Annotated in this window: 20 protein-coding genes; 17 read left to right on the top strand and 3 right to left on the bottom strand. The window is 36.9% G+C overall.

The window, feature by feature from the left end; translation table 11 throughout:
• Positions 1–279: 279 nt before the first annotated feature.
• The 8 genes from AC2TDL_RS02465 (at position 280) to AC2TDL_RS02430 (ending at position 8,072) form a co-directional block, all read left to right on the top strand.
• On the top strand, positions 280–735 hold the full coding sequence (locus tag AC2TDL_RS02465; RefSeq protein ID WP_484698528.1) for a LytTR family DNA-binding domain-containing protein: 456 nt from the start codon (positions 280–282) through the stop codon (positions 733–735).
• Between the two features lie 2 nt (positions 736–737).
• On the top strand, positions 738–1,142 hold the full coding sequence (locus AC2TDL_RS02460; RefSeq protein ID WP_484698527.1) for a DUF3021 domain-containing protein: 405 nt from the start codon (positions 738–740) through the stop codon (positions 1,140–1,142).
• Between the two features lie 4 nt (positions 1,143–1,146).
• Complete coding sequence (locus AC2TDL_RS02455; protein WP_484698526.1) at positions 1,147–2,121, top strand: ABC transporter ATP-binding protein; 975 nt, start codon at positions 1,147–1,149, stop codon at positions 2,119–2,121.
• Entirely contained in the window at positions 2,066–2,941 is an 876-nt protein-coding gene (locus AC2TDL_RS02450; protein WP_484698524.1) for an ABC transporter permease, read from the top strand. Before AC2TDL_RS02455 ends, AC2TDL_RS02450 begins: the two co-directional genes overlap by 56 nt.
• A gap of 90 nt (positions 2,942–3,031) precedes the next feature.
• Positions 3,032–4,069 (top strand): stalk domain-containing protein, encoded by a 1,038-nt coding sequence (locus AC2TDL_RS02445; RefSeq protein WP_484698522.1) that lies wholly within the window; start codon positions 3,032–3,034, stop codon positions 4,067–4,069.
• 199 nt (positions 4,070–4,268) lie between these two features.
• Positions 4,269–4,937 (top strand): histidine phosphatase family protein, encoded by a 669-nt coding sequence (locus AC2TDL_RS02440; protein ID WP_484698521.1) that lies wholly within the window; start codon positions 4,269–4,271, stop codon positions 4,935–4,937.
• A 605-nt stretch (positions 4,938–5,542) separates the two neighbouring features.
• Positions 5,543–6,115, top strand: a complete 573-nt coding sequence (locus AC2TDL_RS02435; RefSeq protein WP_484698519.1) for a hypothetical protein — start codon at positions 5,543–5,545, stop codon at positions 6,113–6,115.
• Positions 6,116–6,338: 223 nt separating this feature from the next.
• Positions 6,339–8,072, top strand: a complete 1,734-nt coding sequence (locus AC2TDL_RS02430; RefSeq protein ID WP_484698516.1) for a choice-of-anchor I family protein — start codon at positions 6,339–6,341, stop codon at positions 8,070–8,072.
• Between the two features lie 160 nt (positions 8,073–8,232).
• Here AC2TDL_RS02430 and AC2TDL_RS02425 read toward each other — a convergent pair whose 3' ends face one another.
• Positions 8,233–9,699, bottom strand: a complete 1,467-nt coding sequence (locus tag AC2TDL_RS02425) for a SpoVR family protein (protein ID WP_484698514.1) — start codon at positions 9,697–9,699, stop codon at positions 8,233–8,235.
• Positions 9,700–9,877: 178 nt separating this feature from the next.
• On the opposite strand from AC2TDL_RS02425, the gene AC2TDL_RS02420 reads away from it, so the two are divergent.
• On the top strand, positions 9,878–10,108 hold the full coding sequence (locus AC2TDL_RS02420) for a hypothetical protein (RefSeq protein WP_484698511.1): 231 nt from the start codon (positions 9,878–9,880) through the stop codon (positions 10,106–10,108).
• Positions 10,109–10,288: 180 nt separating this feature from the next.
• Here the strand turns inward: AC2TDL_RS02420 and AC2TDL_RS02415 are convergent, their stop codons facing one another.
• Positions 10,289–11,287, bottom strand: coding sequence for an LLM class flavin-dependent oxidoreductase (locus tag AC2TDL_RS02415; protein ID WP_484698508.1), 999 nt, complete (start codon positions 11,285–11,287; stop codon positions 10,289–10,291).
• A 395-nt stretch (positions 11,288–11,682) separates the two neighbouring features.
• On the opposite strand from AC2TDL_RS02415, the gene AC2TDL_RS02410 reads away from it, so the two are divergent.
• The 7 genes from AC2TDL_RS02410 to AC2TDL_RS02380 all read left to right on the top strand — a co-directional run bounded on the left by AC2TDL_RS02410 (position 11,683) and on the right by AC2TDL_RS02380 (position 19,949).
• A complete protein-coding gene (locus tag AC2TDL_RS02410) occupies positions 11,683–12,405 on the top strand; it encodes an ABC transporter ATP-binding protein (protein WP_484698507.1) in 723 nt (240 codons plus the stop codon).
• A gap of 17 nt (positions 12,406–12,422) precedes the next feature.
• Positions 12,423–13,163: an ABC transporter permease gene (locus AC2TDL_RS02405; RefSeq protein ID WP_484698506.1), complete on the top strand. Its 741-nt coding sequence runs from the start codon at positions 12,423–12,425 to the stop codon at positions 13,161–13,163.
• Between the two features lie 116 nt (positions 13,164–13,279).
• The gene (locus AC2TDL_RS02400) at positions 13,280–13,537 is read left to right on the top strand and encodes a YfhJ family protein (RefSeq protein WP_484701003.1); all 258 of its coding nucleotides are present in this window, start codon (positions 13,280–13,282) and stop codon (positions 13,535–13,537) included.
• 219 nt (positions 13,538–13,756) lie between these two features.
• Positions 13,757–15,145, top strand: a complete 1,389-nt coding sequence (locus AC2TDL_RS02395) for a M14 family zinc carboxypeptidase (RefSeq protein WP_484698504.1) — start codon at positions 13,757–13,759, stop codon at positions 15,143–15,145.
• A 63-nt stretch (positions 15,146–15,208) separates the two neighbouring features.
• Entirely contained in the window at positions 15,209–16,114 is a 906-nt protein-coding gene (locus AC2TDL_RS02390) for an ArsR/SmtB family transcription factor (protein ID WP_484698502.1), read from the top strand.
• Between the two features lie 182 nt (positions 16,115–16,296).
• A complete protein-coding gene (locus AC2TDL_RS02385) occupies positions 16,297–18,060 on the top strand; it encodes an ABC transporter ATP-binding protein (RefSeq protein ID WP_484698501.1) in 1,764 nt (587 codons plus the stop codon).
• A gap of 32 nt (positions 18,061–18,092) precedes the next feature.
• Positions 18,093–19,949, top strand: coding sequence for an ABC transporter ATP-binding protein (locus AC2TDL_RS02380; protein WP_484701001.1), 1,857 nt, complete (start codon positions 18,093–18,095; stop codon positions 19,947–19,949).
• 92 nt (positions 19,950–20,041) lie between these two features.
• On the opposite strand, the gene glsA is transcribed toward AC2TDL_RS02380, so the two are convergent.
• Positions 20,042–20,995, bottom strand: a complete 954-nt coding sequence (gene glsA / locus AC2TDL_RS02375) for a glutaminase A (protein WP_484698499.1) — start codon at positions 20,993–20,995, stop codon at positions 20,042–20,044.
• Positions 20,996–21,135: 140 nt separating this feature from the next.
• On the opposite strand from glsA, the gene AC2TDL_RS02370 reads away from it, so the two are divergent.
• Positions 21,136–22,956 carry a hypothetical protein gene (locus AC2TDL_RS02370; RefSeq protein ID WP_484698497.1) on the top strand — a complete coding sequence of 607 codons (1,821 nt, stop codon included), beginning with the start codon at positions 21,136–21,138 and terminating at the stop codon, positions 22,954–22,956.
• Positions 22,957–23,121 lie beyond the last annotated feature (165 nt).

The raw sequence follows: 23,121 nt of genomic DNA, 5'->3' as shown, positions 1-23,121 counted from the left end.
AAAGAGGATGCAGTACAAAAAAATGCATAAAAAGAGGCGGACACGGATTAGCGTGAGCTTGGTGCAGTAAAGCACTAAGTTCGCGCTTTTTGCATTTTAGTTAAAAAAATATACCTCTTACCGCTAAATTTTAACCACATAGCGGAAAAATGCACGTTTTCTAAAATTTATATGCTACATTAGTATTGAAGAAAGGGAACGCGCACTCTAGCTGATAGCTCTTAAACTAAACTCGCGTAATCAAAAACATGTGTATTTGAGATAAACGGAGGCATTCACTTGAAAATACAATTAACGATTAATAGTGAATTGGAAGAAACGGAAGTACATATTTTTGCCAAGGAATACAATGAACAAATCGAACGATTGATGAAGCAATTGCAGACAACACAAGCAACTCAGGTAAATATGATTGATGGTTATTGGCAACAAGAAATTCATTTAATAAAAATAGCAGATATTTATTCGATCTATACCGAGGATTCCAAGGTGTTTTTGCAAACAGAAGAAAAAGAGTATGAGTCTAAGCGCAAACTATATGAGTTGGAGGCGCAGCTAGCAAAAGATTTCGTGCGTGTAAACAAATCGACGCTGGTGAATGTAAACAAAATATGTTCCATTAGTATCGGCAAGATTGGTACCACAGAGCTTGTCTTGGACAACGATGTCACTATCCATGTTAGTCGGAAATATTTAAAGCAACTAAAACAGCATTTAGGCATCGGGAGGGAATAGATATGAAGGCATTACGATACGCGATTATCGGTATACTTAATTCGCTTAGCTTCTCATATATTTTTGTTACGCTAAGCGTACTATCCGATCATTCATCAATTCCAGGAGAAAGCTTATTGAAGCAATTAATCATTGCGATTGTTTTTGGTGCCGCAGTCGGTTTAGTTACCTTAATATTTGAGATAGAGAGGCTGCCATATCTCGTATTGCTTATTATCCATTTGCTAGCAGTGACACTGCTGGTCACAATAGCTGGGATGATTGGAGATTGGTTTCGAAGTTTTGGTATAGTCAATGTGCTAATTTCAGAGGCTGTTATTTATGCATTGGTTTGGATCTTTAGCTATATTCTCGTCAAAAAAGATGTAGCGAAAATTAATGAGGAAATAAAAAAACGGAGGGAGTAGGATTATGAAACTTGCCATATCGGTGGAAAATTTGCGTAAAGGTTACGGACAGCATGAAGCAGTTAAAGGGATCTCATTTACAGTAGAGCATGGCACAATGTTTGCCTTTTTAGGTGTGAATGGCGCTGGTAAATCTACGACAATTGAAATTTTATGTACACTTCTAAAAAAATCTAGCGGAAAAGTTGTAATAAATGGCTATACGCTTGATGCTAGCAATGATAATGCAGAAATTCGCAAGTCTATCGGTGTTGTGTTTCAGGAAAGCTTACTAGATGATCGTTTGACCGTTTATGAAAATATTATGCACCGCGGCAAAATGTATGGTTTATCAAAGAGTAAGCTTGCTGAAAATTATCAGTTTGTTTCTAGCTATTTACATTTAGAAGATATTGCTAAGAAAAAATATAGTACGCTGTCTGGCGGACAAAAAAGACGAGCAGACATTGCAAGAGCGCTTATTCACCGTCCAGCGATTCTTTTTTTAGACGAGCCAACGACAGGGCTTGATCCGCAAACTCGCCAATTTGTATGGCAAACGATAAAGAAATTACAAGAAGAAAACAATATGACCGTGTTTCTAACAACACATTATATGGAGGAAGCAGCGATGGCTCATCAGGTTGTCGTAATTAAGCAAGGTGAAATCGTTGCAGAGGGAACACCGGATGAGCTGAAATCAAAATATGCCTATGATCAAATGGCGTTAGTTTTCCATGACCGCCAGCAAGGGATAAAGTGGCTGGAGCAACGACAGTTTAATTATATTGAGAAACAAGGGATTTTTACAGTACGGGTAGAATCAACGCTCCATGCATTAGCACTACTAAAAGAAATTGAGCATCTATTAGCTTCGTTTGAAGTTATAAAAGGAACAATGGATGATGTATTTATTCATATTACGGAAGGTGGAGGGATTGTAAATGGAAGCTCTGATGAGTCTAGTGACGCGCAACTTCAAAGTGTTTACGCGAGATAAAACACAAGTCTTTTTCTCTTTTTTATCAGTTATCATTGTCATTGTGTTATATACGGTATTTTTGCAGAAAATGCAGGTTGACTCGATTAAGCAAGCTACAGAGGCAACGACAGAGATTGTTACGATGGTAAATGAATGGCTAGTAGCAGGGTTATTATCGATTATTGCTGTCACGACAACACTAGGAGTATTTGGTGTGTCGGTGAAAGATAGAGAAACTAAAGCTACCGCAGATTTTTTAACCGCCCCTGTTTCACGTGCTGCACTTCAGCTAGGACATGTGTTTAATGCATTTATTATCGGTTCAGTGTTTTCAATTTTAGGTCTAATTGGATGTGAAATTTTTCTTGTTTCTACTGGAGGAGAATGGTTAAGTTTAAGTAAATTCCTTAACGTGCTCGGCATATTACTTTTGTCCGTTTTACTTGCTAGCGTATTTAATACCTTCTTAGTTCTGTTAGCTTCAACTCAAAATTCATTTTCCACATTAAGCACGATCGTTGGTACATTAATCGGATTTTTGTGCGGAGTTTATATACCGATAGGTGCCTTACCAAGCTTTGCACAGTATGCGATTATGTATTTTCCAATTAGTCATACGACGTTACTTTTACGTAATGTCTTTATGGAGGATTCACTTCATAAAGTGTTTGCTGGTGCTCCAAGCGAAGTTATAGAGGATTATAAGCTTACCTATGGTGTGACTTACGAGATGCACGGTAAGTTGTTAAGCCTGCCAATAAGTTATATTATCATTGGATGCTCAATTATCGTCCTTGCCATTATTTCGATAGTTATTTTTAAGTCGAAGCATCGCTAAGAAAACAAAATCACTATTGCAGCAACATTTTTGCAGGTTGTTCGTCAATAATATTGAACAAGAAATATTGACAGCAGGAGGTATGCAATAGTGAAGAAAAAATATACAAAGCAAACAGCAGCAGTTTTACTTGCGTCCGTGTTATTATCTGGCGGCGCGGTTTATGCAGATTCAGCCAATCTGAGCGAACCAACAGCACAGTTAATTAGTGCACCGTCTACAGAAAATCAGTATCGTGTGCTTGTAAATGAATCAGCAATAACGACCGTCGCATATAAACAAGATAAGCAGATTATGGTTCCGCTTCGTGAGACTGCAGAGGCATTAGGATTTAAAGTGACATGGTATCAGGATAAAGGGTGGGCAGAGGTATCTCTTGAAGGTTCACCAATTTGGACGCTAGTTCAACCTAATTTAGATCAATACAGCTATAATCGCATGTTTGTAGAATTAGGAGCAGCACCAGTTAAATTAAATAACAGATTGTTTGTGCCGTCACAATTTTTTAGTGACATCCTGCGCAGTCGTGTTAGCTATGAAGGAAATCAGGTTTTGATTACACGACAAGATGAGGATGTCAAGATGCAAATACAGCAAGCGGTTATTACGAAAATAAATAATGAAGAAAACTATAAGTCAATCCAAGCAAACGGTATAGATACTGAAGGAATTATTTTTAATATTGATGCGGAGACAATTATCCGCAACCGTGCCGGTGAACAAATTGAGCTTAGTGATTTAACCTTAGGCTTACGTATTGAGGTCAAACATAGCTTGGCAATGACCTTAAGTTTGCCAGGTCAAACGTATGCTTATGAAATTACTGCTCTAGAGACTACGGATGAACCTGAAATGCTTGGAACATCGGGAACCATTCTAGACGTAATGCAGGACGAGCAAGGCAATAAGCGCATATTGCTTGAAGGAAGTCCAATGAGCCAGTTATCGCAACAAAAAATAGTGCTAGGACTAAATGAAAATACGATACTTACTGATCTTGCAGGTAATCCAGTCGATTCAGCAAAATTAACAAAGGATAGTAAAGTGTTAGCATTTTATGGACCGAAACTAGCGAAAAGCTTCCCGCCAATTGGTCAAGCTTGGAAAATTGTATTGTTAGAAGAATAGATAAAATAAAGCTCAAAGAAGTCGCGATAAGCGATTTACTTTGAGCTTTATTTGTTTTGCAAAGTTAAGATGATTGATGAATAAACTTTATAGTAAAGTAATTATTTTTTGCCGCCGATAGCGATGCTATTTATGCTATGATTAAGTTCTAGAGATATTTAAGATTTGAAATGCTACATGAGATGGAGGGAATAAAGAGATGAAGTTTTACTTGATTCGTCACGGGGAGACTACTGCCAATACTGGAGAAAACAATAACCATTTTCCGATGCCTTTGCCTAATCCAGTTATTCCATTAACTGAGAAAGGAAAGCAACAAGCTAAGCAATTAAGTATATTTCTTAATCAATATATTCAAGAGCAAGGAATTGATATTAATAAAGCAGTTGTACTTACAAGTTCGTTCCTGCGTGCCAAAATGACAGCAGAGCCATTTATTGCTTCTAATCCAAATATTCTTGTTAAGGAAGATCACTCCTTAGTTGAAATAAATTACGGAGCAATTGAATTCTCATATTTGCGCAAATTTTATGCCGAAGAAGAAAAATATTACTATTATTGCGTAGAACAAGCTGGTGAATTTTTTACTCGTCCGCCGCTAGGTGAAACTCCTCATGAGGTTTCATTTCGGATTCGTCAATTCCTGCCTTCTTTCACGAAAGAAATGGAGCAAAAAGGGATTGAGCATGTGTTCTTGTTCGGTCATGCTATGACCAATAAAGTGATTATTATGGAATTATTGAAGGAAACCCCTCAATTTTTTGAAAAAGATCCTTTCCCATTAAATACAAGCATTCGCTTAATTGAAGATGGTCAAGATAAAGGCTGGATTTATCTTGATCCGCGTGAAGCCGTGCAGCATGTATAGAATAGTTTTGCTAGTTAATGAGATTTTTTTGTAGCTTTATAAGGAAAACATACCAACAATAGTAGCACAGACCAAGGCCATGGTTTGTGCTACTATTGTTAGTATGTTTTTATTGCTCATTTTCTATAATAAATTCAGTAAATAGATTCATTTTTCTTTATATCAGTTCTTTTATTGTGTAGATAAATAAGAACTAAACTTTGAAATCAATAGAAATTATCTTTAAAGAATAGATTTTGTCAACTAATTCATTCATAGATGCATTATCCCAAATAATAAAAGCTATTTCTGTATTCGTTAATGATAAGAAGTTTATATCTTATGATAAATTCTTCACTATGGGGAACTGTATGATAACATTATTTTTCAAGGACACTCGATATATTAAAGTTCAAAATGCTCAGAGTAGATTTACTAAATTGTTGAAATTAATATATCAAGTGTTGAGATTTGATTAGGAGATGATAAGATGAGGATTAAGAAAAAAACTTGGTATTTAAGTGGAAGTATTTTTTTTTATTTGTCTTTTTGTTTTTGTTGTTTGGTTTTGTTTTAACCTACAATCAAACCACTCAAATGATACCACTTTACAGCAGACGAACACATTGAAAAATGAAATTACAAGAAATAAAAAAGAAAAAATACATGCCATTGTCGAGACATTTTCATTCGACCAAGCATTAGAAAAATCCGATATGGTAGCAAAGGTAAAGATTATTGATACTGTTAAAGAAATCCATAAACCTTCAGCAAAAACAATATTCAATGCTGAAGTTATCAAGGAATACAAGAATGATTCATTTACTGGTGAGACGATAAATGTCATGCAAGAAGGTAATAGCAAAGTTGAATTTAATGGTACAAGTTTATTTAAACCAGGAGATGAATACATCCTCATGTTAATGAAAGCCTCTAATTTTGAAATAGAGAACACCTATTGGATTTTAGGAGCTGAAACCGGAATATATGAAATTTTAGATAACGATACAGTTATAAAATGGGCAAAAGCAGATGGACAACTAAAAAGTATTGAGCATGAAGCTGGTAGTGAGAAATTATCAATATACTTAAATAAAAAATCTATGGATGAAGCTAATAAGGAATTTCAGGTATTAAATAAAGAGAAGTTTGAACAATTCATTCAATCTATGCTGACAAAATCAGAGGCATCATCATAAGCAATCGCAGATGATGCCTTTTTTGCGTTTAAACAGAGAATTGCATTATTAAAAATAAGTTAATCATACTAAGAATAATTTACTTATATTTTACAAAAATTAACACAAATAAGCATATTAAATTTATATTTATGTGTATTATGAAAATGAAAAAAGCTTCAAACATGTGTATGAAGTCAGTTCGCCTTAGTATTATCAAATATTGAATAAAGGGGAAAGATGTATGAAAAAAAATGTACTGACTAAATTGAAGAAAATCTTTTCATTTTCAGTAATCACTGCTCTATCGTTTATTTTTGTTAATAATCTTGCTTCTCATTTTTATGTGTATGCCGGCAACTCCATAAAAGATCAAGTTGATGAGATATGGAAAAATATAAATGATCAGGAAAGTGAGCATGTTCTTTCTTATTTGAAGAGATATTACACTGGCTATACAAGTGAAGATGGCGGAATTGCTGAAATTGTTAAATATAATTGGGATAATCAAAAAATATACTTAGTAAATGGACTCGTTAAAACAATTGATATTGTTAGTCTCTCAAACTTGAATCGTAAAGGTGACTTGCAATTAGAAAAGAGCGTTGATGTAAGTACAATGATTGAGGGGTTTACATTTGGCGATATTTCCAGTGTAGACATTAATCATGAAAGAAAAATAATAGCGGTAGCTGTTCAGGAAGAAGATTATACAGGAGCAGGTGCTGTCATTCTGCTTGATTATGATGGGAATTACATCACTCATTATTTTGTTGGTGTTCAGCCAGATATGGTTACATTTACTCCGAATGGTAATGCGATATTAACTGCTGATGAAGGTGAACCTCGTTTAGGTTATGGAAAAAATAATATTGATCCTAAAGGTTCAGTTACGATTATCGATTTGAGCAACGGTTTATTTAATGCGAACGTGAATATTGTTTATTTTGAAGCATTTGATACTAAACGCGATCAATTAATCGATAATAAAGTTATTTTAAAAAAGAACACACCCCCTTCAGTAGATTTAGAACCTGAGTACATAAGTGTAACAAGTGACAGCAGATTTGCTTATGTCACACTGCAAGAGGCAAATGCAATTGCTACACTTGATATTAATAAAGGAGTTTTTACAAAAGTACAAGGTCTAGGATTTAAAAATCATAATTTAGCTGGGAACGAATTAGATCTTTTTAGAGATTCGATATTGGCACTAAAAAATGAGGATGTTTATAGTGTATATATGCCAGATGGTATCGCTCTTTATGAAATAGAAGGAAAAACTTATTTAATTACCGCAAATGAAGGAGATTCTAGAGAGTGGGGAGATTACTCTAATGTCTCATCAGTAACGATTAATGGTAATAAATTTGATGCATTAAATGTTTCAGAACACGACGGATTAGAGCCAGATAAAATCTATGTATTTGGTGCCCGTTCATTTTCAATTTGGGATGCCGACAATATGAAATTAGTTTATGATAGCGGTAGTCAGTTTGAAAAAATCTCATCACTTAAATATCCTTCGTACTTTAACGTTTCCAATGATAATTTAACAATGGATCATCGAAGCTCAAAAAAAGGACCTGAACCAGAAGATGTGAAAGTTGCTTATATCGATGGAAAATATTATGCGGCAATTGGCTTAGAGCGGATTGGCGGGGTTATGCTTTATGACGTAACTGATCCATCAAAGCCCAAATATATAGATTATATGAATAGCAGACAATTTGATAATGAGATTAGTGGTGACGTTGCTCCAGAGGGGCTTACCTTTGTTGAAGCAGATAAAAGTCCAACTGGATACCCATTGCTTATCGCCGCACATGAGGTTAGCGGCACGGTTGCTATTTATCAAATGAATGCAGCTGATGTCATACCGGTTATAGATGAATCCAATGTACCGTATCATTTATTTATAGATAGGTGGCTAAATTACTTGTTTGTTAAAATATTCAGTCTCCAATTTGAAAAATGATGATCCAGTAATTGAAATGAAAAAAGTAAAATGAAAATCTAGAGCAATCCCCTTCATTCATAAATTGCATCTCCAATTGTCGTTATGCTTAACAATTGGCGACAATTTAATATTGAAGGGGATTTTTGTGCGATAGCTTTTTATTGTAAATATGCGTTCTCTACAAAAACTTCCTTGTTACCTTCGTACCATTGCATGTAAAGACAATATTTTTTCCTTCCACTACTGTTTGTAAATGTACAGTTTTGCCCCAAAGGTTTACAACATGCGGCAAGGTGCGCTCTACATATTTTAGGTCAAGCTCGTTGCCTTCGAATTGATGCTGGATATATAGCTCGCCATTACCGTTATAGTCGCCGTCAATAACATGCAAAGTAGGGAAGCCGCCGTTAACTTTTGAATAGACCAATTCATCTCGTATGTTTTCCCAAGATTTATCGGTAATCTTCCACTCAGGACCTTTTTTCTCAAATACATAGAGATCAAGCTCTTCCACAAGCTGCTTCGTTAAATAGTTGCGTAAAAACGATTGATCGTTATCCAGCTCACGTACTTCAAAAATTTTCTCCCGACCTTTGCCTGGCACTCTGCCAAAGCGACGTTGTTCTTCCTCAGTCGGGTTATCCCACCGCTTTTCAATATCCTCAAAAATTTTTAAGCCTAAATAATATGGATTAAGCGTATGGCGTGATGGCACAACAACCGAACTGTTTAGCTTAGCAAACTCAATTGTTTCCTCACTTGTTAAATCCATTTCCCGAATTATCCGCTGATGCCAGTAAGAGGCCCAGCCCTCGTTCATAATTTTCGTTTCAATTTGCGGCCAGAAGTAGAGCATTTCATCACGCAGCATCGTTAATATATCACGCTGCCAATCCTCTAGTTTCGGTGAATATTCTTCAATAAACCATACAAGATCCTTTTCTGGTCGAGGCGGAAATCGCTTCGCTTCTTGCAGTTCTTCTTCTTTTTTTCGCCGTTCCTGTTCCTTAGTTTCTTCGTCCAGTGACCATAGATCATCGTAAGGGGAAGGTGCTTCTTGCTGCAGGGCTGCCCGCTCTTTTTCACGTTCCTGTTCGCGCATAACCATTTCGATATACCGTTTTCGATCGAGTTGGTAAGGCTTAATAATACTCGGATCGACATGCTCTTGAATGGCGAGGACAGAATCAAGGAATTTTTCTACGGTGTCCGTACCATGAATAAGCTCGTATTGATGAATACGTTCGGCGGTAGCAGCCATGCTTTCAACCATATCGCGATTTGTTAAGCTAAAATGCACATTGTTTTTAAAAAAGTCACAGTGTGCGAGAACATGAGCAACGATCAGCTTATTTTGAATTAATGTGTTGCCCTCTAATAAAAAGGCATAACAAGGATTGGAGTTAATAACAAGCTCATAAATTTTGCTTAAGCCGAAGTCATATTGCATTTTCATCTTGTGAAATATTTTTCCAAAACTCCAGTGACTAAAGCGAGTCGGCATTCCGTAAGCGCCAAATGTATAAATAATGTCGGCTGGACATATTTCATAACGCATTTGATAAAAGTCTAAGCCAAAGCCTTTGGCTACTTCCGTAATTTCAGCAATTGCCCGTTCAAGTTGCTTCATCTCATCTCCTGTCATCGCAAATCCCCCTATCTGAACTAATCATTACTATATGTATGTTCAGGACAGGGGAGTTATGTGACGAAGCGGGAAGGAATGGGGTAGAGCAAGTTGCATTCTTAAGCATATTTGTTTATTGATCTTTCAAACTATAGTAAAATACAGAAATAGTACGATAACAACTAGGAGGCACAACATGAGTGGATTATTTAATAAGTTGAAAGATGCAGCGGTAAAAACGATTAAGGAGCAGGCAGTATCCGTTCCAATTACACCGACAATGCTTGAAAAGCTGTTGCTTAAAGCACCGCTTCAAGATGTGTTTGATGCCAAGGTAACATTTGAAAATAAATTAAAGCAGTGCCAATTGGTCATATTCATACAATGGAAATGGAAGATAATAAATTGGTTGTTACCATCGGCTTGAATAAATAAATGGATTTGAAGTGACTATGTGTTAAACAAGTAGTTAGAAAAGCTATTGAAAGAATGGACTGCGGTAGGATAAATAAGGCTGAATCACTTACTAGAGGGTTCAGCCTTAATTTATTAGTTACATGAGTTATTATGTTAAATGCATATTCACTTTGAACGATTCTGTATTACTTTAGATTAATTTTGCTTTCTCCGCCAGAAGCCGATAACTTCTTAAACGATTCTCAATCCCGTACTGATTACAATTTATCATCGCTTCATCAAAGCCGTACTTCTCCATGTCATCTGCAATCTGTGCTAGCACATCATCAGCAGTGCCAACTAATATAAGATGACGATTACGCTCCAAAATCGCTCGGTCCATTTCCGTTAACGGATATTGGCTTGCTTCTTCAGGCGTAAGACCTGGTTCGATTTTACCGCGAATTAATTGTAAGCGAGAGATTTGCATCGGCAGTGATAAAAACTCCGCTTCTTCTTTAGTTTCAGCAACACTTACTGCATAAGTGACTAATATTTTTGGTTCAGGCATAAAGGCAGAAGGGACAAAGGACGATTTATATGTATTTACAATTGAACGTGATAACTCGCCTTGAAAAAACTGGGCAAAGGCATAACCAACCCCGTGTTTGCCAGCCTCATGCGCACTTTGTCCTGTAGATCCTAGCAGCCACGCTTCAGGAAGCTGAATTCCGCTTGGCGCAGCAACAACAGAGTCATAGACTTCCTCACCAGTCGGCTCGTCTTCAATCATTCGCATGATATGGTGAAGTGTCTCATACTGTTCATCAATATATGGGCGACGACCGCTAGCTAAAGCAATAATTGCTTTCGGATCTCCGCCGGGTGCTCGACCAGCGCCAAAATCAATTCGACCAGGAGCAAGGGCGCTTAACGTTTTGAACACTTCTGCGACTTTATAAGGGGAATAGTGCATCATCATCACTCCCCCTGTACCTACGCGAATTCGTTTAGTGATTGCTGCCATATAAGCAACGCTTATTTCAGGTGCAGAGCTGGCAATGGAGTTTGTATTATGATGCTCGGCAAACCAGATTCTTTCATATCCTAGCTGATCGCCAGCTAAAGCAAGCTGAATACTTGCAGCATGTGCTTCGGTTGGCGTATAGCCCTTTGGTACAGGTATTTGATCAAGTATACTTAGCTTCATTGGAATCATCCTTTTTATATAAGGGATTTTAATTTCATATTAAGTATAATTATTATACAATACTCTTTTTGAATTATATAATGATACGATTTTTATTATTCAGGTAGCTATATTTTTGTCGCAGCTTCTGCAAAACATCAACAACATATTGTTTTATATTGATCGTAAAGATAAGTAAAACAATTTAATAATTTCCGTTTGATTATTAGAAATAGAGAAAGCAGTTAATCATTAATATGGCTTATCCCATTATTATGCAAAAATAATTTCATTATTGAATAAATTCCTAATTTATTCTAGAATTAACCTGTTAGTGTCAAAAATAGTCTTCCTTATATTAAATTTAAAAGATGTTTTTTAGCATTATGTCAATACATTGTTTGTGAGGTGGATGTATGGAGCAAGATGTCATTAGATTAGAGCGAATACATAAAAGCTACGGTGATTTGAAAGCGGTTAACAATCTTTCTTTAACCGTAAAAAAAGGAGAGGTGCTAGGCATTATTGGGGCTAACGGAGCTGGAAAATCTACTACGTTAGAGATTATGATGGGCTTGCGTTCACCAGATGCTGGATATGTTGAAGTACTTGGCATGGATCTGAGAAAGTCGGTCAATGTAATTAAACAACGTATCGGTATTCAATTACAGCAAACTGCGTTATATGACAAAATTAAAGTGAAGGAAGCGCTTCAACTGTTTAGCTCGTATTATGAAAAAAAGCGAAATTTACAGGAAATTATTGATACGCTTGGCTTGGCACCTTATTTAAATAAATATGTAAAAAGTCTTTCAGGCGGTTGGCAGCAACGGACTTCTTTGGCACTTGCGCTAGTCAATGATCCTGAAATCATCTTTCTAGATGAGCCAACAACAGGCTTAGATCCGCAGGCACGATTAGAGTTATGGGCTTGTATTAATAAATATCGTGCGGAAGGAAAAACGATTATTTTGACGACTCATTATATGGACGAAGCGCAACGACATTGTGATCGAATTGCAATCATTAAAAAGGGAGAACTTGTTGCCTGTGATGAGCCGAAGCAGCTAATTAGTGCATTTGCACATGATGGAGCTACATTAGAGGATGTTTATATGAAGTATGCGATAGGCTCTTAGCTAGGGAGGGATAACATTTGCAAGCGATACTTATACATACGAAAATGGAATTAAAGCTATTTTTTAGAGAAACGTTAGCTGTTTTATTCACATTGATTGTACCTGCGCTAAGCTTTATTATTATGGCGATGATGTTCAAGTCACAGTCTTATGATGGCTTAGATTTTTTTCAAGCTTATATTCCAAGTACGCTGTCAATTATTATCTTTACAACTGCGTTCTTTTCTATAGGATTGCAAATTGTAATTGACCGTGAAAAAGGGGTTTATAAGCGTTTAAAAGGTACGCCTATTAATCAAAGTGCCATATTTATAGCAACAATTATAAAAGGCTTCTTTGCAATTTATCTTGGTACAATCGAAATCATATTAATTGCCAAGTTTGGCTTTGACTCTTCATTAACAAAGCATCCGCTAGAGTTTTTCCTGGCGCTAACATTATGCTCGATTACATTTTTTGCTCTTGGTTTTCTTGTCTCCAGTCTAACTAAACGTATGCAAACAGCGCTAGGTATTGGGATGGTGGCTATGTATCCAATGCTTTTTTTATCTGGAGCCACTTTTCCACTTAATGTTTTTCCAGAGCTGGTTCAGAATTTAGCAGCTTTTGTTCCGCTTACTTATGTTGTTAATTTATTACGTGATGGCTGGAATGGGACATTTTTCTCGATTGATGCCCTTGCAGAACTAGTTGTTCTTGTAGGGATGCTAATTGTTGCTGCTGGAATTGGTATGAGGTATTTCCGCTGGTCAGACTAAGGATGCCTTAGATATGTTGCGAGCAATAGTTTCATCAATGTGTAACTTTCATTTTCTCCAATCATTTAGTATGATAAGATTTTATTAGCTATAGCAGAAATTGAGGAGAATGAATGATGATAGATAACATAAAACGACTAACAGAGCTGCTGATGCAGAAAAATCCTGATTTGAGCGAGGAAAAGGCAAATCTTTGGGTAGAGCTGCTTTGGAGTGACTATGAAGCAACCTCTGCAAAGGCTGGTTATACGTATCAAGGAGCAGATTATACGGAAAATCTTGTTCGACAATTAATAAATAGTTATGGCGATAAGCTGCATCTCTTTGTTGCAAAGAATCAAAAATACGCAGATTTGTTGCGTGATCCTGAGTAGTGAACTGTTGTTGTAGACCTGTTAATGAACAGGTCTTTTTTTGTTACATAAAAACATACCAGAGATTAATTATTCATTTAAGGCTATTGCTGCAACCATATGTCATCTCGCATTCTTAACATAATATCAATATTTTTGCTCTCCTAAATCTATGAAAATATGGTAGAATGCATCTATTAGTAATTTAGCAACTAGAATCACTAGATTAAGGGGAATAATATGAAACGCAACATTTGGATTACTTCGATGATTTTACTGCTTTTCTTTTGCTTTACCCCTATTTCCTCCGCCGGCAGTGCCACAGATATCGTGAAAGGTAAAAAAGAGTATACCTATCTCATGATGGAAAGAGATTTAATAGCTTTAGAGAAAGCTTATCCTGAACTTGTTTTCCTGCAAACCATTGGAAAAACAGATTACGATCGCAACATTTATGCTATAAAAATCGGAAAAGGGAGCGCATCGGTATTTATTAATGCCGCTCATCATGCTCGTGAATATTTTACGACTGCAATTGTTATGAATCAGATTCAAGATTTATTGACTCGCCAAACGAAAGAAGCAGATCTTGCCGATTTGTTAGAGCATGTGAGCATTTGGGTAGTGCCGATGGTTAACCCTGATGGTGTGTCACTAGTACAAAATGGTTTAAATGCATTTCCTCAAGAAGTACATAAAAAGCTATTACAAATTAATAAAGGAAGCAACAGCTTTAAGAGCTGGAAAGCAAACGCTAGCGGGATTGACTTGAATCGTCAATATCCAGCCAACTGGCCGCATATTGTACAAGATCCCGGAAAACCAAGCTCACAAAACTATAAAGGCAGTCAGCCGCTGCAAACAAAGGAAACTCAAGCACTTATTAAACTTACATATGAAATAAACCCGCAGTTAACAATATCAAACCATACAGCTGGTCGAATTATTTATTGGCATTTTCATACGTTAGAGAACAATCTGGCAAGAGATCGTCAGCTTGCCACAGAGCTTGCACAAATGACAGGTTATTCTCTCGTTAAGCCTAAAGCTAATCCATCAGGTGGCGGTTATTCGGATTGGTTTATTCAAACTTTTGCTAAGCCAGCATTTACGATAGAAATGTCCCCAGGTAATGGTGGTAAACCGGTTTCGCTCAATTATTTTGCCGAGGAATGGAAGAGAAATCGTAATGTCATGATTTGGGGAGCTAAAAATGCCTATAGTCTGTGGCTTAAAGAACAAAAGCCTAAATTTATAGAGGCAGATCGAACAATTAATCTGTCCTCATCGGTAAAAATTTATAAAGCGCCCAATCGATCAAGCTATGCCTATGCAAATCTTGATCAGAAAAGCATCAAGGTAAAGGAGCAATGGGATCATTGGTTTTTAATTGATACATGGCTAGGAGACAGTTATATTTATTTACCAGATGAGCCGTTGCTTACAGAACATCAAACATTGGAGCTGACTAAGGATACTCCGCTCTATCCTTATCCGTCTGAAACAGCAACTGCAGTAGCTACGATTTCACCGCAGCGTATAACGATACTTAAGCAAACATTGAATTGGGCTAAAATAGATACTTGGATGGGAGAAATGTGGATTCATATTCCTTCTATTTACAAATGATGTTCAATAGTTGTACGATGAGTATAGGACAAAGCTATAAGTATACGGGAAGGATCGAAGTTAATGATTGAGGCAAATACGGATAAAAAATGGTTACCTCTTTATGAAGCATTAGCTAGCGAAGTGCGTTTGGAAATAATTAAGCTGCTTTCTAAGGAATCGATGAACGTAAAGCAACTTGCTTCTGCCTTAAATTTAAGCAGTGCAATTATTACGATGCATGTAAAAAAGCTTGAGAAGGCTGGTTTAGTTAAAACGCAAATGGTTCGTAAAGACGGTGGCACACATAAAATGTGCTCTCTGGCTGAATATGATATTCATATTGAGCTTCCTTCTCATGGAAGTGCTCAATACAAATGTCATGAGGTAACAATTCCTATTGGTCATTATACTGAATTCGAGATTCATCCAACCTGTGGGCTGGCAACGCCTGATCGGGTGATCGGTCAATTTGATGATCCACGTTATTTTTATACCCCTGAGCGAGTAAATGCAGGGATACTATGGCTTGGACATGGTTACTTAGAGTACAAGGTGCCTAATTATTTATTGCCTTCTCAACGTATTATCGCGATTGAAATTTCGTTGGAGTTAGGTTCAGAAGCACCTGGCTATAATGAAAACTGGCCTTCAGATATTTTCTTTCAAATCAACGGGACGGAAATAGGAACATGGACAAGCCCAGGTGACTTTGGTGCGGAACGAGGCAGATTTTCACCATCATGGTGGGGTGATCCTGTCAATCAGTATGGCTTGTTAAAGGTGCTTCGTGTAGATGAAGTCGGCAGTTGGGTTGATGGGCATAAAATATCAGATGTTACGCTAGATATGTTAAGTATTAATCGCAATGTATGGAGCTTTAGACTTGGTGTTCATGAGGATGCCGAGCATGTTGGCGGATTAACGTTATTTGGCAAGGGCTTTGGAAACTACAGCAGAGATATTTCATTTCGCATGTATTATGAATAAATTTAGTTAATAGCGCAGGCAGGTTTTAATTCGATGACTACTCAAAAAGTGTAGGACTTGAAAGATACTTGCCTGCATTATTTATAGATAAAGATTTAAAATTAAGATATTTACAACTATAAAAAAAGTGTTCAATTTATTACCAATCTTCGCTTATAATAGAAAATGAAGGAGGGAAAAGCTTGCGTACATTCACTTCTTATTTGATTCGTTATAAAGGCTATGCAATCTTAGCAATTACATTAATGTTAATTGAACTAGCAGTTGAGGTCATTCAACCGTTATTAATGTCCAAAATTATAGATGATGGTATTGTCTCTGGTAATGTTGAGAGAATTCTTTTATGGGGCGGTTTATTAATCGGTACAACGATTCTCGCTTTTGCGATTGGAATTGTAAGTTCTTTTTATTCCGCATATGTCAGTCAAAACTTTGGCTATGATCTAAGACACGGTATTTATGAAAGCGTTCAACGGATGAGCTACAATGCCTTTAGTAAGTTTCAAGAAGCTTCATTGCTTACTCGCATAAGTAATGATGTCAATCAGGTGCAAAATGCTGTGTTTATGGGAATGAGAGTTTTACTGCGTGCGCCGCTTTTAGTTATTACTAGTTTAATATTTGCGCTTGTGCTAAATGTTCAGCTCGCCATTTATTTGTTAATTGCTTTTCCATTCCTAGCTTTCTTTCTTGGTTGGTTAATGCTGCGCAACAATAGATTGTTTCGTGTGGTACAACAAAAGCTTGATCAAGTGAATAAAGTGATGCAGCAAAGTTTAATGAGTGTAAGGCTTATTCGCGTATTTGGGCGTATGAGCTATGAAAATAAACAGTTTCAACAGCAAAATGAACAACTTAGAGCTAAGACAGTTACGACGATGATTTTTGCCGAACTTGCCAATCCAGTCGTTATCATTCTTATAAATGGATGTATAATTCTAATGCTATGGGCAGCTCGCCATCAGTTGCAAACGGGCTCGTCAATTACCGTTGGTGAAGTAGTCGCTATTGTGAACTATGCAATGCGAATAATCGGTGCACTTTCGATGATTTCTTGGATTGTGACATCATTAGCAAGAGCAACTGCTTCTATGCAGCGGATTGATGAAGTATTTTTGGTGAAGGAACGTGAACAGGCTGAAACTGAAGAGCAGAAGATATTACATTTGAAAGGAGATATTTGCTTTTCAGGTGTATCATTTAACTATCCTGAATCCAATACCTACACTTTAACTGATGTGAGCTTTTCGGTGAAACAAGGGCAACTTTTAGCAATGATGGGGGCTACAGGCTCAGGAAAAACAAGCATTTTGCAATTGCTCACTAGAATGTACAATTGTGATTCAGGTGTAATTACAATAGATGATAAACCTATAGAACAGTACGATCTGCATCAACTGCGCATGAATATTGGATACGTTCCGCAAGAGATTATGCTATTTTCAGGAACAGTAGCGGATAATATTCGATGGGGAAAGCTTGATGCAACGCTTGAAGAGGTGATGGAGGCTGCGCGGCTTGCTCAAATTCACGAAACTATTATGGAACTGCCGCAGGGCTACGATACGATTATCGGACAAAAAGGGGTAAATTTGTCTGGAGGTCAAAAGCAGCGGCTTAGTATCGCTCGAGCACTTGTTCGCAAGCCACCAATCTTACTGCTAGATGATTGTACGAGCGCATTAGATGTAGAAACAGAAAATAAAATACTTGATGCTATAAGTGACTTGTCCTGTACAGTATTGCTTGTAACGCAAAAGATGAGCACGACATTACGGGCAGATACAGTATTAATCGTTGATGATGGAAAAGTCATTAAACAAGGAACGCATGAGCAGCTTTTGCAGCAATCATCGTTATACCGAAAAATTTATCAGTCTCAAAGAGGGAAGGAGCGTGAGGGGATGTGGAGCGACAAAGCAGAGCAGAAACTAATCGTTCCTTAGGAAGCTATCCTAGATGGATTCAGTTTTTTATATTGCCTTTTCGCTATGATAAGCCAAGCGCTTTTTTAGCTGATGATGGAGATAAGCAGAAGTATAAAGGATTAGGTTTAGGAGGAGCTCCCGGGCGGGCTCCTCAGCAAATAAAGCGTTCAGAAAATATGTGGCGTACACTGGCTAGATTATGGAGTTATTTAGCTGAATATCGCCTAAAGCTGATCGCGGTATTAGTCATGATTGTACTTAGTACATCAATGTCACTGTTAGGACCTTATTTAATCGGACATATTATTGACCATTATATTGTGGAAGCAAAGGATGGTTTATTGTTTATGCTGCTCGTCGCTGCTGCAGTCTATTTGCTGCAAGCAGTGAGCGCTTGGCTGCAAAATATATGGATGATTCAAGTATCGCAGCAAACCGTATTTAAGTTGCGTACAGATTTATTTGCACAATTTCATCGTTTGCCGATTGCTTTTTTTACAAAACGACAGCAGGGAGATTTAATGAGCCGTGCTAGCAATGATATTGAAAATATAAGCTCTTCTATGAACAGCTCGTTTATTCAGGTGTTCTCAAGTACGTTAACCTTACTTGGGATCGTTGTTGTAATGTTTAGTTTAAGTCCGCTTCTGACCTTATTGACATTTACCGTAATCCCGTTAATGTTTATGGGGATGAAATGGATTTCCAGTCGTACAAGCCGATTATTTCGCATGCAACAAAGAAGTGTAGGTTCATTAAACGGGTTTGTAGAGGAAACTTTATCGGGGCAAAAAATTATTAAAGCTTTTGCTCAAGAGGAAGAAGTAATTAAAGGATTCAAATCAAGAAATGAAAGTATTCGTTTGGCAGGTTTTTGGGCACAGGCGATTTCTGGCTTTATTCCTAAGCTGATGAATGGTTTAAATTCACTTAGTTTTGGCTTAATTTGTGGTGTTGGTGCATTAATGGCGCTTTGGACAGATAGCGTCACAATTGGAATTATCATTATCTTTGCGGAATATGCAAGACAATTTACAAGACCGCTAAATGATTTAGCAAATCAATGGAATACGCTGCTCAGTGCGATTGCTGGGGCAGAGCGAGTATTTCAAATTTTAGATGAGCCGCTTGAAGTACAGGATGAGTCAAGAGCTAAACCGTTAACAAAGGTTAAAGGTGATGTTAAATTTCAAAATGTTAATTTTCAATATGAACAGGGTAAGCCGATTATTCAGGATGCCAGCTTTGAAGTAAAGGCGGGAGAAATGGTTGCTTTTGTTGGACAAACTGGTGCAGGGAAGACGACGCTTATTTCGCTGCTATCTCGTTTTTATGAACCGACCTCTGGTGCTATATTGATCGACGGCAAAAATATTGCGCAATATACAAGAGAAAGCTTACGCTCTCATATGGCATTTGTATTGCAGGATCCGTATTTGTTTGAAGGTACAATAATGGAAAACATTCGTTATGGTCGGCTTGATGCCAGCGATGAAGAAGTATATAAGGCTGCAAAACTGGCGAATGCCCATTCCTTTATTATGCGTTTAAAGGATGGTTACCAGACCGAGCTTAAGCTTGGGGGAGCGGGGATTAGTCAAGGTCAAAAGCAGTTAATTGCGATAGCAAGAGCGCTTATTGCTGATCCAGCGATTTTAATTCTTGATGAAGCAACTAGCAGTATCGATACAGTGACAGAAATAAAAATACAAGAGGCTTTGCATCGCTTAATGAAAGGGAGAACTTCTTTTGTTATTGCTCATCGCTTAAATACGATTACACAAGCTGATAAAATTATTGTGCTTGAAAAAGGAGCTATTACGCAAATTGGCTCACATGAGGAGTTGTGTAAGCAGGATGGCTTATACCGTAGACTGGTACAAGGTCAAATTGTGCTTGAGGCTTAGTATGACCATATAAATTAAATGCGAAATCAAAAAAGCTGTTGGACAGTAAGTGGAGCGATTCCACCTGCTATCCAGCAGCTTTTTTATATGTTTTAGAAAATGCTAAGGTCGTAGAAGGAAGACAACTTTTCCAATAAATTCACACCAGCAATGCTGTTACCTTTGCTATTTAGTGCAGGTCCAATGACCCCGATTCCTGCTGTGCCAGGTATAAGTGTTAAAATGCCGCCAGAGACACCGCTTTTTGCTGGCAGACCTACTTCAATTGCAAATTGTCCAGAGGCATTGTACATGCCGCATGTCACCATAAACGACTTCGCGATTTGCACATAACGTTTTGGAATAATATGTTCACCTGTAATAGGATCTGTACCGTTATAAGCCAGCAGTAAGCCCATCCGTGCTAAATCTTTTACAGTTACATCGATTGAACAATGATGAAAGTAAATATCGAGCACATCATCTACAGCTTGCTCTAGCACTCCGTTATCTTTCAAAAAATAAGCCATTGAACGGTTTAAATCTGCGGTAGCTAGCTCGGATTGATATACACGTTCATTAAATTGGAGCTGATCGTTTTGTGCGCATTTACGGAAAAATTGTAACGTGCGCTCTAGCTTATGCTCTTGGTTATTTCCTTGAATTAATGAAGAGATAGCAATAGCCCCTGCATTAATTAGCGGATTAAAAGGAATACCAGGTTGAACAAGCTCTAATTTAAGCATGGAATTAAAGCTGTCTCCAGTAGGCTCCATCCCTACTTTATGAAATACGTTCTCTTCTCCGTTGTCAATTAATGCTAATAAGAGAGTAAATACTTTAGAAATACTTTGTAATGTAAAAACAGTATCACTATCTCCTGCGCTGCAATGATTGCCTTCCGCATCCATTATATAAATTCCTAACGCTGACTTATTGCCTTTTGCTAACTCTGGAATGTAGGAGGCAACTGTTCCGTTACTGCAATGTTTCTTACTATCTTCTACCCATAATGCTAAGTTTTTATCAAGATCTGGTAAATATTCATGTAACTTTAGTTTATTCATATAATAGCTTCACCTCCACAATCTATTATCTAATGTAGTTATTTTATCGAAATTCCAACAGATTATCATTATATAGAAGTAATTTGTTGTAAACTTTGATATACTCCTTTTATAATCTATTTGGAAATGGAGGAAAATTAGTGAAGAAAATCAGCTTAGGTTTACTAGCAATGATGATCTTATTTTTGCTTAGTAGTCCAGGAAACGTTACAGCGGCTGGCAATACTGTTACGGCAACTGCGAGTTATTCCAATGTGATTGTTGATGGAGAGTATGAATTTTTTGATGCCTACTCTATTAATGACAGCAACTATTTTAAATTGCGAGATATCGCCTATGTATTGTCAAATACGTCTAAGAAGTTTGATATTAGTTTTGATTCTAAGAAAAATGCAATAAATATCGTAAGTGGAAAGACGTATCGAGCTGATGGCAGTGAAATGAAGACACAATCAGGAGACTACAGAACAAAAGCAACACTTTCAAATGTTAAAGTTTATCTTAATGGTAAGGAAGCCAAATTAACGGCTTACACGATTGGAAATAATAACTACTTTAAATTGCGTGATCTCGGCAGTTTACTAGATTTCTATGTAGGTTGGGAGGCTGATAAATACGCAATAGTGATTGAAACGATGTTTAGCTATGGTCAAAGTAACGATAGCTATCTATATAAAGCAAACGTTCCGTTATTAGATACACAAATGAATTCTATAAGTAACTGGGCGAATGTTTCAGAGCTGCAACAGTTTTCATATAAAGATGAAGGCTTAGCTTACGCCTATGTCAAAAATAAACAACTTATTATCGTAACTCCGCGCAAAGAAATAAAAGTAGAGCTGCTTTATCCTAGATTGGGTGATGTAATTGCAGATGAGTCAGGTAACTTCTATATAATATGGGGGAAAGAAGGTACAGCTAGTACTCAGCAAACTGTATTTATCAGCAAATATACACCTGATGGAAAGTTAGTTAAATCAACAGGCTTTGTTGGAAAGTCAATAATGGGGGAAGATGGGAATACTAAGATTCCTTTTAATCATGGTAATGTAGTTTCAGCTATCCATGATGGTGTATTAATGGTGAACTATGCTCGAACTATGTATAACGGACATCAGTCGAACAATGTAGTTGCTGTAAATATCTCAGACATGTCCCCATATCAATTTGAGTCAATACTATGGGATGAGAATACGCCAAACATTCCGTATGTAAGTCATTCATTTAATCAATCGGTTATTTATTCAGAAAAAGCACAGGATTTCATATTTGCTAATCATGGCGATGCGTATGGCCGCGGCTTTATTGTTGAAAAATTGAAGAAAGAAATGTATGTAGACTATGAAAAGGGTGTATATGCTTCGAAATATCCTGCACATAACATTTTTCAATTTTACCTGCCAGCCAATGCGAATTATGATATGTATATTGTAAATAAAACTTTTGCTCAGCTTGGAGGGCTTGCAGAGACTAGTAAAGGTGTTGTGCTTGTTGGAGCATCTGCTAAATCGATTAGTGGATCGGCGAAATCTGAAAAACAAAATTTATTTATTCAAATTTTTGATCCATTAGCTCAAGAAATTTCTTCTGATATGTTTGTTGGAGGGACGAAGCGCAGCGGAGCTACTTCCTTAGACATCAATGATAATAAAAATACACCGTTAACGAGTGTAAATGATTATGGAGTCATATGGCTTACGAATTATACCGATAAAGATGTTATTGCGCCACAGGTTGTAGTTGCTGATGATCGTATCGTTGTGCTTTGGACTGAGAAGAGTAATTATACAGCAAAATCTTATTATATGGTCTTATCATCAAGCGGGAATGTTCTTACACCAAAGACCTCACTTGGTAATTTACAATTAAACTCTTATGAAATGCCGATTTATCACAATGGACTTATTCAATGGGCTTATGTGTATGATTTAAAATTAAGAGTTGCATCTATTAAGATATAAGTTAGAGAGTTTATTCACCTTCAGGTTCTAAAATCATGTTGCAAAATATGATTAGAACTTGAGGGTGTTTTCTTTTTACGGTAAAGTTGAATGAAACACATCATCTAGTGTGTTAAAGCTTTTTTATATCATGATCTAGTGGATTTAGAAAAAATAAAAAAAGTT

This window comes from Paenibacillus sp. plas6, assembly GCF_057221655.1.
Note: the sequence above shows the minus strand (reverse complement) of the source record. Positions and strands in the feature narration are given on the sequence as shown.

Coding starts and splice junctions, on each gene's coding strand:
- AC2TDL_RS02460 (WP_484698527.1), top strand. CDS start 738: ATGAAGGCATTACGATACGCGATTATCGGTATACTTAATTCGCTTAGC.
- AC2TDL_RS02455 (WP_484698526.1), top strand. CDS start 1,147: ATGAAACTTGCCATATCGGTGGAAAATTTGCGTAAAGGTTACGGACAG.
- AC2TDL_RS02450 (WP_484698524.1), top strand. CDS start 2,066: ATGGAAGCTCTGATGAGTCTAGTGACGCGCAACTTCAAAGTGTTTACG.
- AC2TDL_RS02440 (WP_484698521.1), top strand. CDS start 4,269: ATGAAGTTTTACTTGATTCGTCACGGGGAGACTACTGCCAATACTGGA.
- AC2TDL_RS02430 (WP_484698516.1), top strand. CDS start 6,339: ATGAAAAAAAATGTACTGACTAAATTGAAGAAAATCTTTTCATTTTCA.
- AC2TDL_RS02425 (WP_484698514.1), bottom strand. CDS start 9,699: ATGACAGGAGATGAGATGAAGCAACTTGAACGGGCAATTGCTGAAATT.
- AC2TDL_RS02420 (WP_484698511.1), top strand. CDS start 9,878: ATGAGTGGATTATTTAATAAGTTGAAAGATGCAGCGGTAAAAACGATT.
- AC2TDL_RS02415 (WP_484698508.1), bottom strand. CDS start 11,287: ATGAAGCTAAGTATACTTGATCAAATACCTGTACCAAAGGGCTATACG.
- AC2TDL_RS02410 (WP_484698507.1), top strand. CDS start 11,683: ATGGAGCAAGATGTCATTAGATTAGAGCGAATACATAAAAGCTACGGT.
- AC2TDL_RS02400 (WP_484701003.1), top strand. CDS start 13,280: ATGATAGATAACATAAAACGACTAACAGAGCTGCTGATGCAGAAAAAT.
- AC2TDL_RS02395 (WP_484698504.1), top strand. CDS start 13,757: ATGAAACGCAACATTTGGATTACTTCGATGATTTTACTGCTTTTCTTT.
- AC2TDL_RS02390 (WP_484698502.1), top strand. CDS start 15,209: ATGATTGAGGCAAATACGGATAAAAAATGGTTACCTCTTTATGAAGCA.
- glsA (WP_484698499.1), bottom strand. CDS start 20,995: ATGAATAAACTAAAGTTACATGAATATTTACCAGATCTTGATAAAAAC.